This is a genomic window from Marinifilum sp. D714 (assembly GCF_030851345.1).
Taxonomy (GTDB): Bacteria; Bacteroidota; Bacteroidia; order Bacteroidales; family Marinifilaceae; genus Marinifilum.
On the sequence record NZ_JALPNU010000018.1, the window covers coordinates 14400 to 28114 of the forward strand.

11 protein-coding genes are annotated in these 13715 nt (G+C 33.8%); 7 read left to right on the plus strand and 4 right to left on the minus strand.

The genetic code is table 11. From position 1 onward, the window contains the following. Nucleotides 1–10: 10 nt before the first annotated feature. Both M0051_RS14715 and M0051_RS14720 read right to left on the minus strand, forming a co-directional pair. Nucleotides 11–3358, minus strand: coding sequence for a hypothetical protein (locus tag M0051_RS14715; protein ID WP_306742262.1), 3348 nt, complete (start codon nt 3356–3358; stop codon nt 11–13). A 7-nt stretch (nt 3359–3365) separates the two neighbouring features. Further along, a complete protein-coding gene (locus M0051_RS14720) occupies nt 3366–4229 on the minus strand; it encodes an ABC transporter ATP-binding protein (protein ID WP_306742263.1) in 864 nt (287 codons plus the stop codon). Between the two features lie 499 nt (nt 4230–4728). Between M0051_RS14720 and M0051_RS14725 the strand changes: the two genes are divergently transcribed. Together M0051_RS14725 and M0051_RS14730 are read left to right on the plus strand one after the other, a co-directional pair. After that, a complete protein-coding gene (locus M0051_RS14725) occupies nt 4729–5121 on the plus strand; it encodes a carboxymuconolactone decarboxylase family protein (protein WP_306742264.1) in 393 nt (130 codons plus the stop codon). 104 nt (nt 5122–5225) lie between these two features. Next, nucleotides 5226–5573, plus strand: coding sequence for a rhodanese-like domain-containing protein (locus tag M0051_RS14730; RefSeq protein WP_306742265.1), 348 nt, complete (start codon nt 5226–5228; stop codon nt 5571–5573). A gap of 142 nt (nt 5574–5715) precedes the next feature. Here the strand turns inward: M0051_RS14730 and M0051_RS14735 are convergent, their stop codons facing one another. After that, nucleotides 5716–6156 (minus strand): NfeD family protein, encoded by a 441-nt coding sequence (locus M0051_RS14735; RefSeq protein ID WP_306742266.1) that lies wholly within the window; start codon nt 6154–6156, stop codon nt 5716–5718. A gap of 290 nt (nt 6157–6446) precedes the next feature. On the opposite strand from M0051_RS14735, the gene M0051_RS14740 reads away from it, so the two are divergent. The 5 genes from M0051_RS14740 to M0051_RS14760 all read left to right on the plus strand — a co-directional run bounded on the left by M0051_RS14740 (nt 6447) and on the right by M0051_RS14760 (nt 11803). Next, nucleotides 6447–7439, plus strand: a complete 993-nt coding sequence (locus M0051_RS14740) for an isopentenyl-diphosphate delta-isomerase (RefSeq protein ID WP_306742267.1) — start codon at nt 6447–6449, stop codon at nt 7437–7439. A gap of 121 nt (nt 7440–7560) precedes the next feature. Continuing rightward, nucleotides 7561–8883 carry a hydroxymethylglutaryl-CoA reductase, degradative gene (locus tag M0051_RS14745; protein WP_306742268.1) on the plus strand — a complete coding sequence of 441 codons (1323 nt, stop codon included), beginning with the start codon at nt 7561–7563 and terminating at the stop codon, nt 8881–8883. Nucleotide 8884: 1 nt separating this feature from the next. Beyond that, a complete protein-coding gene (locus tag M0051_RS14750) occupies nt 8885–9805 on the plus strand; it encodes a GYDIA family GHMP kinase (protein ID WP_306742269.1) in 921 nt (306 codons plus the stop codon). Between the two features lie 14 nt (nt 9806–9819). After that, nucleotides 9820–10869 (plus strand): diphosphomevalonate/mevalonate 3,5-bisphosphate decarboxylase family protein, encoded by a 1050-nt coding sequence (locus M0051_RS14755; protein WP_306742271.1) that lies wholly within the window; start codon nt 9820–9822, stop codon nt 10867–10869. Continuing rightward, nucleotides 10862–11803, plus strand: a complete 942-nt coding sequence (locus M0051_RS14760) for a mevalonate kinase (RefSeq protein ID WP_306742272.1) — start codon at nt 10862–10864, stop codon at nt 11801–11803. The genes M0051_RS14755 and M0051_RS14760 overlap by 8 nt, the downstream gene beginning before the upstream one ends. Here M0051_RS14760 and M0051_RS14765 read toward each other — a convergent pair. Beyond that, nucleotides 11787–13706 carry a tetratricopeptide repeat protein gene (locus M0051_RS14765; RefSeq protein WP_306742273.1) on the minus strand — a complete coding sequence of 640 codons (1920 nt, stop codon included), beginning with the start codon at nt 13704–13706 and terminating at the stop codon, nt 11787–11789. The two genes, M0051_RS14760 and M0051_RS14765, sit on opposite strands and share 17 nt — an antisense overlap. Nucleotides 13707–13715 lie beyond the last annotated feature (9 nt).

The following is a 13715-nucleotide window of genomic DNA, read 5'->3' on the forward strand; positions in this document are numbered from 1 at the left end:
TATTGTTTGTCTATTTGTTTTCTACCCATTTAATTGCGTCGGCGAATAAGTATGCACCAACCGATTTGTTATTTAATTCAACTTTTGCGGTTTCGGGAGTGATATAGTAACTGCCCAAATAGTTCCAACCATTTTCCAGTTCTTGATCGGATTTATTCACCTCCTCAAATCCATCTTCATGATAGATCTTAAAGTTGTAATCGGTTTTTGTTTTTTTTCTTCGGCCCCAATATTGCTCAATCTTATTCACGTGACAGAACACATCGTAGTACCCAGGTTTTTTTAATTCAGGTTTCCAACTGGCACTTCTGTCTCCAGTACCTGTTTTTGTAAAAAATGCTGAGCGTACATACTTCCCAAAGAAGCCCGATCTTAGTACATTTTTCCACTCATTTGGTGGATTCCAGGTTCTTAACCTTGCATATTCTTCAATATCATCTCTTCGGCTATCAACCCATTGTTTTAATTGGCTCTTGTTAGAAACCTGAATGTATTCAAACCCTTTGTCTTCATTATCAACAACAAATTCATTGGCATCTAAAACACCTTCAAATAAGTCACACTCCTGGGTCTCATTAAAGAACTTGCTTCTTTTGGTTTCGGCAAATGAGCTAAAATCATAAACCAGACTGTTCGGAAGATTTTCAGAAAGGTGAGTGAAGACATTCATTCTGCCTGGTTCTGATGGAAATACAAAGCCCACTTCCTTAGCAGAATGAGCAGGAATAAATATGGATTTTGTGAAATCAGGTTTTTTGTTTCCTCCTCCTCTTCTTCTGAATCGGTTATTTTGTCCACCAGTTTCAATAATAACGCTTACAATTCCATCAACCGATTCTGGATTCGAAATTTTAAATCGAATTTGATATTTGATATGATCACCATCTTTAACCTTGTAGGTTTGAAGATCTTTTAATAAAAAGCCAGGCAATTTGGTCGTGGTGTACCAATCTTCAATTTCCGATTTTACAGATGAATTAAAGTTGGCCAACAAAAGGCTATCGAATTGAGAGAAATCGAACTTTTGGTGACGATTTGATTCAATAAATTCTTTAAGCACCTTGTTGAATTTATCTTCGCCATATCTGGCTTTAAAAAGAGAGAACAAATGCTTGCCTTTTACTCTTAAAATATCGTTTAATATGATTTGATCATCTAAATCATCTGCCTTAGGAATTTTTATATCAGCAATATCTTTAAGCGAAGAATTCTTAAGAAGTAGATTAATTCTTTCGGCTTTGCTGATTCCTTGCCAGCGCCAACGTGAGAAGTTTTGTGATACTTCGTTATTTTCCTTGATATAAACCCCTAATGCTGTATTTAATGCAGGTATTTCTTTCGATGATATACCAGATGAATAAGAAAAGTAATTTGGGAAAATAGAGAATGTATTTCTATCAACATGGTCGAATTGATACCACTCATTTGGTGATGGCATTAAATTACCACGAATGAAGCGTTTAAAAATTCGCGCCTGTAGTTCTTCTTCAGAAACTTCTTCATTATCCCTTTTCATTCGTCTCTCAAAGCGCTTTCTGCGATTTTTAAAATCAGTTTCTTCCATTACAACTCCCTTTTCAGGATAGAAAATAATTTCAGGCTGTATGGCATTGCTGGCAATTGACCAATTGTGTTTGTCTAGCGAGAATTGAATTGGTACTTCGGCCATTGACAATCTTTTAAAAGGATAGGAGTAACCATGTGAAGTTTCATACTCATTTTTAAGCTCTCGTATTAAAGATGGAAGACTATCTTGAATGACATCAAAGTGCTTTAGGAAAAACTGATTTCCCTTGATTGAATAAATTGAATATTCAACCGAATCAACATCAATACTTTGTTTTTGATAATCGCCTATTAATAAACTGATCTGAGGTAAAGCATATTCAGGTTCAAAAGAAAATTCACCAGCATTTGTTTTGCTTGGCTTGCCTTGCGATACTGCTGTTAAGTTTTTCTGAGTCTTTACATGTAGTTTGAATTCTGCAAAATCAGGAGAATATAAACTTGGATAAAGAGAAGAATAACCCACTCCTGAAATTGGGTACCAAAGTGCTTCGCTTGTAAGGCAAACAAAATCATCTTTTAGGTATGAATATCTTTTTCTAATTCTGAACATCTCTGCGGTAAAGTTGTCCCTTATCAAGTTAGGATCAGAATCCAAAAAGTGTGTTCTTTCATCAATTTTACCTGCATAATCGAATTGAATGTTAAGGTCTTTGTTTATCGCAATTTTGTTCTTCGGAACAATTTTTATTAATTGTTCGTTTCGAATAAATTGAACAGGCTTGTTCTCGATTGATACAGAGTTGATTTTAAGTTGTGGGTTTAAACTAAATATTAGCGTATCTATACTTTGCTTAGAATTGTTTTTGGCTATGATTTTTGCTGAAGCTTGAATTTTATCACCAAGGTGCGTTAGGTGTAAGTTACACTTGCTAACTTCAAGTTTTGCGTAATCAACATACTGGTTGTTTATTGAAATCAGCTTGTCTCTGTATTTTTCACTTCCTATCTTAATATCCAGATATTTATAGCTTAGGCCTCCTGCTATGGCAAAACTTATTAGTGCCAAATAAATAGGTAAGGAAACCAATCTTTTCGATTGAGGAAGACGTGGTAGTTTCCAAATGGTAAATAGAATCAAACCAATTCCTAAAAACAGATAGATTCCTCTGTGAATCGCCACTTCAAATATGTTTCCAAATCCGCCTATTGTTGAATTCATCATGGGAATCTGGTAGGCGATATAATCGAATATTTGGTAAACTTTTGTGTTTAAATAAAAGATGGTTAAAGCTATATAACCCAATAAAACAATAAATGTAATGGCTTGATTCTTTAGTAAAATCATCATGAAGAAAGCCAATCCCAATATGTAAACAAGTGTGGGTATTGATATTAAAAGAGGGTAATATAAAAGTACCCAAATACTTTGCGATGATTCGTTACTTAGAAAGGAAAAACCGATCCCCATAAGCAGCATGATTACATTCAGAATTACAAACACCATGATGATGCCAAGGGATTTGCCTAAAATGTATTCGCTATTGGTCATTGAGCGGGCATAAATCACTTCAACAGTATCATTTTTACTGTCTTGTTTTAAAAATTCTGATGCTAAAAAAACTGCAACAATGGCTTGTCCAAGATTAAGAATAATAAGGTTGGCGTAAGGAATTGCAGCAGGTAAGGCCCGGTAAATCCAAGGAGCATTGCTGCCTTCAACAAAAGCTGCAATATTAAAACCTCCTATAAAAAGGATAGCCATTATGGCGAAAATTCTAAAGAACCATGAACGAAGCAATGTTTTGGTTTCGTATTTGGCTACGGATTGTATGGTGTGTAGAGAAAGCATGTAAATTCTAAATTAATGTGGCTGATTTTTCCATAAAATACACATAGGCATGTTCAAGGTTGGGTTCTAGTTCGATGGCATTTTTAAAATTACTGCCATCACCAATTAACTGAACCTCCCATCCATCTTTGGTTGGAATAGTTGACACCACAGCGTACTGTTCTTTGATTAGATCGTATTCATAACCCGAAGTATTTACTTGCCAAACATGTCCTTTTGCTTGTTCGATTAATTCCTGTGGAGAACCATTAAAGGCAAGTTTTCCGGTATTTAAAAGAGCCAAATTGTTACAAACACTTGAAATATCGCCTACGATATGTGTGGAGAGAATGATGATAACATCTTTCTGACTAATTTCGGATAATATATTTCTGAAACGGATTCGTTCTTCTGGATCAAGGCCTGTTGTTGGTTCATCAACAATGATGATTTTAGGATCGCCAATTAAAGTTTGGGCAATACCCAATCTTCTTTTCATTCCTCCGGAGAGTTTGTTTGCATCACGTTCTCTTACATCAAACAGCCCCACTTTTTCGAGCCACTCATCTACCTTTTCTCTTCTTACTTTTTTGCTTCTAATTCCAGCTAATGATGCGGCATAGTCTAGAAATTCCCAGGTTTTTAATTTTGTGAAAAATCGAAAATCCTGTGGCAAGTATCCAAGCATGTTCCTAATTTCCTTTCGGTCTTTAACAAGGTCGTATTCATCGTAATACACATTGCCTTCCGAAGCTTGCATTAGGGTGACTAATATTCTCATTAAACTGGATTTACCAGCACCGTTGGGACCTAATAGGCCAAACATGCCGTTGCCAATTTCTAAATTGATATTGTCAAGAGCTTTTTTTCCATTAGGATAAATTTTACTCAAAGAGTCTATTTTAATTTGCATGGGTAGCCTTCAATTAGTGAATCTTGTTGGTGGTGTGATTGATACGCATAATTAATTGAAACTGCCTATCAAATTTACAATTTATGCTAAGTTTTATCATGACTTATACTCATTATTCGATGAACTTACTTGTTTACTCGATTTATGTAGTTTATCAGACAAGAAATAAGGAAGAAAGGTTACAAACTTTAAATAAATATTTGTGCATGGGTAAATGACGTGTAATTGATTTTTACCAAATCTAAATAGAGCGTTTCCACAACAAAAGTTGAATGTTATTTTATGATTTGCAGGATGAAATTAAAGTATGTTCGTTGATAAATGCTATACTTTAGACAATTAATAGTAAGCATTAATGTTAAAGTATATGGGATTGAAAATAGCACTTTGCAATTGTTTGCTATTTAGAATGTGTCAAAAGGTTGACTTCCATAGCTGAATTACTTAATTTAAGCATAATTTGGAAATGGAGAAGGATATGAAGAGGAAGAAGATTTATGAAGAAATTGAACAGACATTTGGACTAGTTCCAACAATGTTTAAGCTAATTCCAGATAATACTTTGGAATTAGAGTGGAACCTTTTTAAAAAGTTACAACTTGAAGATGGAGCTATTGAAACAAAAAATCGTGAGTTAATAGGTTTATCAATAGCTGCAGTAACCAAATGCAAATATTGTGCATATTTTCATACCGAAATGGCTCGACTATTTGGAGCTACAGATGAAGAAATTGAAGAGGCAGTTCATTTTGCCAAGGCTACATCTGGTTGGAGCACATATGTAAATGGTATGCAGATTGATTATGATGAATTTACAAATGAAATTGATGCTGCATGTGAGCATGTGAGACATATGCAACCGCAAGATTAATTTTTACAAAGATGAATGCATGAAGTTTGAGAAGGGAGTTTTTTAGCTTCCTTTTTTTGATCTTATTATATTTGTATTAAGCATTAAATTAGAATTTTGTGAGTATGAAATTTAAATATGACCATGTAAAGAAAAACGAATTTACTCCTCTTGAAATAATTCAGGAGATGGAGAAGAGAAGAGATATGATGATGATAGATGTTCGTGAACCAGTTGAAGTTAAAATCTGTCACATCGAAAGTGCCAGACATATACCAATGGGTGAAATTCCAGCAAAAATAGATGAGTTACCAAAAGACAAAGATTTGGTTGTGTTTTGTCACATGGGAGTGCGTAGCAAACAGGTTATGAATTATCTTCGAAAAAATGGATTCTCCCGAGTTTATAATTTAAAAGGTGGAATCGACCGCTGGTCAGTGGAAGTCGATCCCAAAGTTCAGAGGTATAGATGATTTAAGTAGATTTCATCTCTCCTTAACTAAAAAACAATTGTGAAAATTGAACCGACATGTATAATTGCATTTTAATGTATTTAAGCGGAGAGATGAATATATTAGCCTGAATTGTTCAAGCCTTTGGTTTTAGGATTAGTTTTTATATTTCTTTTACGGTTAATTCTATTTCGCTTGAATCTAATATTTCAACAAAAGCACCTTCAGGAATTATTTCTCCAGATGTGGTTGTGGCTTTTTTACCTGTTCCTGCAATAATGACCTTTCCTTTTTTCTTATGTGGATTAATTTCTTCCATAACATAAGCTTCTCTTCCAATATAATCTGTATCGATAGAAAGGTGGACTCCTTTTTTACTGATTAATTTTTGCTTGAGAAATGGCTTAAGAATCAGTAGACTGATTATAGAAAGGGTTATGAATACCACCAATTGAATCGAGATGGAGAAATTAGCGTAAGCAATTACTCCAGCACTAAGTGAACCAATGCCAAAGCACAGAGATGAAAATGTGGAAGTAACAATTTCAACAACAAACAAACCTATTGACAGTAGCATCCATAAATGCCAAATTTCTAGTTCCATAGCGATAAGTCTTTACATCGAAAGGTAAAATTATGACAACTTTAAATATGATCCTAGTGCCAAAACTGTCAAGTTTAGAAAGGTGGAGTTAATCTTCTTAAAATCAGACAGAAAGGAAGGTTTTGGTTTGTGTATTATTAAGAATGATTCAAAATAGATTTATATTTGAGTTAATTTTGTGTAGATTTACCTTTAATTGATATATAAAATTATGTGTTAACTTAGTATAACTAAGATTCGGTAGGGTGAACAATATCGATAGGATTAACAACTATAATATTTAACAAATAATGACCGATAGAAAAAAGGATCATATAGAATTGGCATTTCGCTCTCAAATTGAAAAAAGTTTTGTTGATGATAGGTTTTACTATGAACCATTCTTAAATGCTCATCCCCAAAAGGAACTGAAACCGTTTACTTTTTTGGGAAAGGAAATTCGCACACCAATTTGGGTTTCGAGTATGACAGGAGGCACTAAGCTTGCAGGAAAAATCAATTCCAATCTGGCAAAAGCTTGTGCTGAATTTGGTATGGGAATGGGATTAGGATCTTGTAGGTTGTTGTTGGAGGATGATAAATATCTTGCAGATTTCAATGTAAGACATATAATGGGACCCGAATTGCCATTATATGCTAACTTAGGCATTTGTCAACTTGAGGAGTTGATACAAAATAATGAACTATCTAAAATTTCTAATCTGGTTGCAAAACTTCAGGCAGATGGCATAATCATTCATGTAAATCCGATGCAAGAATGGCTTCAACCTGAGGGTGATTTAATTTTAAGATCACCGATACAAACCATAATGGATTTGCTAAAACATGCTGATTACCCAGTGATTGTAAAGGAAGTTGGACAAGGATTTGGACCTGATAGTTTAAATCAACTTTTACAATTGCCTTTGCAAGCTATTGAATTTGGTGCGTTTGGAGGAACCAATTTTGCCAAGATTGAAATGATGAGAAATCCTGATAATCAGATACAATTGTATGATCCTTTGGCAAAAATTGGTCATACTGCTGATCAGATGGTGGATTGGACCAATACCATTGTTGAGAGTAACAAGCAAATAAAATGCAATGAACTAATTATCTCAGGTGGGATTCATAGTTTTATTGATGGTTATTTTTTAACTGAGAAAAGTAAACTACCTGCCATATATGGTCAAGCCTCAGAATTATTAAAATATGCACAAGATTCATATTCCAATCTACAAAATTACATTCAATCTCAAGTTGAAGGTTTAAAAATCGCGAATGCATTTTTAAAACTAAAGTAATTCCAGGTAGGTATTTTTCTGCACTGATTTGGCTTCGCTGAATAAAAAATGTAAATTAGGACCTGTAAGTATTTTATTATTTGCCGAATTTTCCTTTATTGCAGGAATTAAATATTAATTTATGAAGCGAAAATCGATAATATCAGGTTTTTCAAAATTATCTCGCGAAGAAAAAGTAGCTGCTCTTACGGATAGTGCTGATAAGATCAAATCAAAGCTAGATAGTTTTCGACTACAGAATAAGGAACAACAAGATCTGTTGGATGAGATAAGCGAAAATACACTTTCTAATTTTTATTTGCCTTTTGGTGTTGCGCCAAATTTTCTGATTAATAAGAATTTGTATCATATTCCTATGGTTATTGAGGAGAGTTCTGTAATTGCTGCTGCTTCTCGATCTGCCAAGTTTTGGGCAAATCATGGAGGTTTTCATGCAAGAGTTATTTCGGTGGTAAAGTCTGGTCAGGTGCATTTCTTGTGGAAAGGTGAAAAAGTAAGGTTGTTAGACTTATTGCCTGAGTTGAAATATGAACTCTATCGTACAACAAAGGAGTTGACGCGAAATATGCGCCAGCGTGGAGGAGGTATTCAAAGTATACGATTGGTAGATTTATCGCATGAGATGGAAAATTATTACCAATTGCATGTTGATTTTGATACTGTAGATTCCATGGGAGCGAACTTTATAAATTCATGCCTTGAACAGATGGCGCAGACCATGAAGAAATTCTTTAGATATTATCAGGGGCTAGAAGATATTGAGCGTGAATGTGAAATTATCATGTCCATCTTATCCAATTACACCCCAGATTGTTTGGTTGAAAGTTGGGTGGAGTGTGATATACAGGAGCTTGATAATATTGAGCCAGGAATGAGTGGAAGAGAGTTTGCTGAGAAATTTTCAAAGGCTTCAAAAATTGCTGAAGTGGATGTTTTTAGAGCTGCAACGCACAATAAAGGAATATTTAATGGAATTGATGCTGTGGCATTAGCAACCGGGAATGATTTCAGAGCAATTGAAGCTAACGGTCATGTTTGGGCAGCAAAATCAGGTAAATACAAAAGCCTTACCCATGCTTCTGTTTCAAATAATCGATTTAAATACAAACTAACTATACCTCTTTCATTAGGAACGGTTGGTGGACTTACAAGTTTACATCCTTTGGCTAAATTTGGTTTGGAATTACTTGGAAAACCATCCGCAAAAGAGTTAATGATGATTACGGCTACAGCTGGATTGGCGAATAATTTTGGCGCCTTAAGGTCCTTGGTTACAACAGGGATACAATATGGACATATGAAAATGCATTTATCGAATCTTTTAAATGCATTGAAAGCCGATTATGAGGAAAAGAGACAAGCTTTGGAGTATTTTGCTCACAAAACAGTATCTTATAGCGAAGTAGAATCATTTATCAAATCAATTAGAACTAAGTTGCGATAGTTTGACTCCATTAAAAAAATATTACTCAAATGCTAAATTTCTAATTACCGGAGAGTATTTGGTTTTGCATGGTGCTTTGTCATTGGCGATCCCACTTCGATTTGGTCAATTGATGGAAATTTATGAATCAGATACGAATGTATTGGAATGGATTGCACTAGATAGAGCCCAGCCTTGGTTGCAATTCTCAATCTCTGAAAAAGATATTCTAAGTGTGGAAAACAAGGGGAATTCTGAGAAGGATTTTGTGTGTTTCATTTTGAATCAGGCAAAGAAGTTAAACCCTGAATTTTTACCAAATTTTTCATTAAAGGTTAAAACGGAAATCAATTTTGACAGAAATTGGGGATTAGGAAGTAGTTCAAGTTTGATTAACAATATTGCACAGTGGGCAGATGTGAATCCTTACGAATTGCATGCTTTGGTGTCAAATGGTTCGGGTTATGATATTGCTTGTGCAAATTATTGTTTGCCTATTCTGTTTCGTAAAAATGAATCTCATCCCATGATATATCCAATAAAGTTTGAACCTGGTTTCTCAGATCAGCTTTTCTTTGTATATCTGGGAAATAAGCAGAATAGTGAGGAAAGTGTGAAAAAATATCTGAATGGAAATCCAGTAACCAAAACACAGGTTGAAAGCATCTCACTGCTGAGTAAAAAGTTATTACAGAGTGAAAATTCCATGGAGTTTGATGCTTTGATTTCTGAACATGAAAGATTTATTGCAGAAGTACTTCATACAGATCCTGTAAAGAAAGAAAAATTTCCTGATTTTGAAGGAAGTATAAAGTCATTAGGAGCTTGGGGCGGAGACTTTATTTTGGTTCGATCAGATTTGGGAAAGAGAGAGGTGCATCGCTATTTTTATGAGAAAGGATTAACTACAATATTTGCTTGGGATGATATTATCTTGAGTTAACAATTGATAAGCGAATGAAGAAACAACTTGTGGCTTGGGAGAGCCCTTCAAATATTGCATTGATAAAATATTGGGGAAAAATAGGCAGACAGCACCCTTGTAATCCATCTGTAAGTATGACATTGAAGAATGCGCTAAGTAGAACTCAATTGTCATTTTCGGAAAGAAATGAGAAGTGGATAAACTTTGAATTTGAGGGAAAAGAAAATCTTGATTTTGCCAAAAGAATAGAAACACTTTTTAAAGGTTTAAATGAGGAATTGCCATTTTTAAGCCAATATTCGTACTCTATCACATCAGAAAACACCTTTCCTCATTCTACAGGAATTGCTAGCTCGGCGTCGGCCATGAGTGCTCTTGCTTTGTGCATTTGTAGTATGGAAGAATTGATTACAGGAAATAAATTGGAGCGTGATGAATTTTTACAGAAAGCCAGTTTTCTTGCTCGTTTGGGATCGGGTAGTGCATCACGATCTATTTATGAATCCTATGCAACATGGGGTGAGAGCAGTGCATTCTCGAAAGCCTCCAATGATTTTGCAACTCCTTTTTCAAAATACATTCATCCAATATTTAAAGATTATCAGGATTATATTTTATTGGTAAGTTCTAAAAAGAAAAAAGTTTCAAGTACAGCAGGGCATGGGTTGATGAAGAATCATCCATTTGCTCAAGCCAGATATAATCAGGCCAATTCAAATTTCGAGCGAATGCTTGGGATATTACGTAGTGGCGATTTGGATACTTTTATAGAGGTTCTTGAAAATGAAGCATTAAGTTTGCATGGTTTAATGATGAATTCTACACCTTCATTTACTTTGATGAAACCTAATACTTTGGAAGCAATTGAATTAATTCGTGATTTTAGAAATACGACTAAAATTCCTGTAGGATTTACCTTGGATGCAGGTCCAAATATTCACTTAATGTTTCCTAAAAAAGACAGTTTAAAAGTTGATGCATTTGTAAATGAACAATTAAAGGAATTACTTGAAGATGGGAGATATCTTAAGGATGAAACAGGTTTAGGTCCCAAACAAATAAATATTTCTGGTGGTGAATAAAAAGAGTGAATTGTTTCATGGCAAACTTCTTCTGTTTGGAGAATATTCTGTTTTGTTGGGTTCTATGGCATTAAGCATACCTTTCAAAATGTTTAAGGCCAATTTTGATTTCATGAGCTCAAATAAATCTGATAAAGAAAAAAAATCGAATTCAGAGTTAAAGAAGTATTTTAAATACCTGCTTTCCAATTCAAATGTTTTTGATTCTATATTGAACTTAACAGATCTTGAAAAAGATATCAATTCTGGCTTATTTTTCGATTCTTCTATACCAGTAAGTTATGGAGTAGGAAGCTCAGGCGCATTGTGTGCTGCAATCTACAAGCATTATGGGAAAATAAGCGAACACAATGAAATAAACTTAAGAGATTTAAAGCAAAGGTTATCCTTGCTTGAATCAGGATTTCATGGTAAAAGTTCTGGCTTAGATCCATTGATTTCGTATGTTAACAAACCAGTATTGGTTTCTGGTAATGATCAACTTGAACTTGTGAATTTAAAGTTTGATAAGTTTCTTGAGAATGCTGCAGTTTTTTTAATTGATACCCAACAAAAAGGTGATACAGCACCTTTGGTGAATGATTTTCTATTGCAGTGTGAATCGGTTGATTTTAGAAATAAAATTGTTGAAAAATTAATACCAGTTACTCAACAATGTATTAATAGCTTGTGCAATAATGATATTGACAATTTTTTTGAATCAATACAAAGTGTTTCATCGTTTCAATATCAAAACTTTACAAATAAAATCCCATCTGGTTACAGGACACTGTGGAAAACAGGTCTCGATTCCAACAAATTCTGGTTAAAATTATGTGGTTCAGGAGGTGGTGGTTATCTTCTTGGTTTTACCAGAAATATGAATGAGACTGAAAAATTCTTATCGAAAATGGAGTTTTCTTATCTCCAAATTACGTCTACTTCGATGAAATAATTATTGGAATACTATAACTTACCTTAGTTCCCGATTTGTTAGGATCAATACTTTTCAGATCCAAAATTTCAAAATTCATCTTTTTCGATGATTTAAAATTGTAAATTTTTACTCTATCTAAAGCAATAGAAGTTGCCAATGATTTATGATTCGTTTGAGAGGATTGTTTCTTAGCTTCTTCTATTCCAATTCCATTGTCAATAATATCAAATTTTATGGACTGTTCATCTTTTGTTTTACTTATTTGAACATTTATGCATGCTTCAGGATTATTGCGAAGTTTTCCATGAATAAGAGCATTTTCGATGAATGGTTGTGCCAGCATTGGAGGAATCATTACTTCATCTTGATTCAGTGTAGCATCAATTTCAAAATTATAACAAATGTCATTTTCGAATCTTAGTTTCTGTAGTCTTATATAATCTTCTAAAGTTTGTATTTCTTTTCGCAAGGAGACAAATTCCTCTCTCGAATTCTCTAAAATACCACGTACCAAACTGGCCAATCTGGAGAGGTAATTGTTGGCATCATCATTTTTTTCGTCTAATATAAAACTTTGAATTGCAGTTAAGGAGTTGAATAAAAAGTGTGGATTCATTTGTGTTAGTAATACTTTCTGACGCAGATCCATGATTTTATGATCTGCTCTCATACGGTTAATTCTAAGCGAAACCAAAACTGCAACAACTCCAAGTATCATTACAACCAATAAGACAATAATCCAGGCATTTTTCTGCCCTAATTCAAGATTTTGAATTTGAGTACGTTGTTGTAACAATTCAAATTCCTGCTTTTTCTTTTCATTTTCATAGGCAGCAGCCAATTCAGCAAATTTATTTTCAATGCTTATTATATTAAGGGAGTCTTTTAACTGAACTCCCTTAAACTGGTAATCATAAGCTTGTTTATATTGCTTCTTATCTTTATACAATGATGATAGCTGAAAAAGAATATCTGGTAATAGAAGATGATTTTCTAATCTTTTTGCAAGATCAAGTGCCTCCAGCAAGTATTTTTCGCTTAAGGCATAATTTCTCAATTCGAAATAGGTAGAGCCAAGTTGTAACTTTACATTTACAAGCCCTGAAAAATTTTCAAGTTCAGTTCGAAGTTTTTCAGATTTCTTTAAATATACCAATGCAGAATCAAGTTGTTTATTGGATTGATACAAATATCCAATGTTGAAATACAACTTAGAATCAAGAAGTTTATTGTTGATTTTAGCATTTTCCTTAAGTGCCATTTCATAGTATTCAAGTCCTTTCGAATATTCTTCTAGTTTTTCACAAACAGCACCTAAATTGCAATAAGCTTTAGCAACTTCTAATGAATTATTATGTTTTTGAAAGCTTTTTAATGCCAACATGTAGTAATCCTCTGCATATTCTAAATTCTTAATTAACTGATGCAGATTACCTAAATTATTGTAAACACTACCTAATCCTTTGTCATATTTTACTTCTTTGTATATCTGAAGATTTTCAAGGTAAAATTCAAGCGCTTTATCGTATTGTCCTTGGCTTTTATATAGGAGCCCAATATTCCCAGTAACCTTTCCTACATCTACTTTAGAACCAAGCGCCTCGAATTGAGGGATGGCCTTATTGTAGTAATAAAAGGAAGAGTCTGTATTGCCTGAATAAAAATAATTTATGCCTTGACGTTTATAAGCTTTTGATAAGAAAACAGGATCTTCTGTTTCTTCAGCTAACAATATCGCTTCGTTACAGACTTCTATGCTTTTGGTTAACGAATTATTTCTTAATAGAGACGATGATGAATCGAGGTAAGTTGTTATTCGCTCCTGTAAGTTTTTGTTACTTTCCTTATCATCATTATTAAAATAACCAAATGATGTATAGGATATTAATAAAAGTACAACTGTTGATATTGTTTTTAACATGATTAATTC

Coding starts and splice junctions, on each gene's coding strand:
- M0051_RS14725 (WP_306742264.1), top strand. CDS start 4,729: ATGAAGAGGAAGAAGATTTATGAAGAAATTGAACAGACATTTGGACTA.
- M0051_RS14740 (WP_306742267.1), top strand. CDS start 6,447: ATGACCGATAGAAAAAAGGATCATATAGAATTGGCATTTCGCTCTCAA.
- M0051_RS14735 (WP_306742266.1), bottom strand. CDS start 6,156: ATGGAACTAGAAATTTGGCATTTATGGATGCTACTGTCAATAGGTTTG.
- M0051_RS14765 (WP_306742273.1), bottom strand. CDS start 13,706: ATGTTAAAAACAATATCAACAGTTGTACTTTTATTAATATCCTATACA.
- M0051_RS14715 (WP_306742262.1), bottom strand. CDS start 3,358: ATGCTTTCTCTACACACCATACAATCCGTAGCCAAATACGAAACCAAA.
- M0051_RS14730 (WP_306742265.1), top strand. CDS start 5,226: ATGAAATTTAAATATGACCATGTAAAGAAAAACGAATTTACTCCTCTT.
- M0051_RS14745 (WP_306742268.1), top strand. CDS start 7,561: ATGAAGCGAAAATCGATAATATCAGGTTTTTCAAAATTATCTCGCGAA.
- M0051_RS14755 (WP_306742271.1), top strand. CDS start 9,820: ATGAAGAAACAACTTGTGGCTTGGGAGAGCCCTTCAAATATTGCATTG.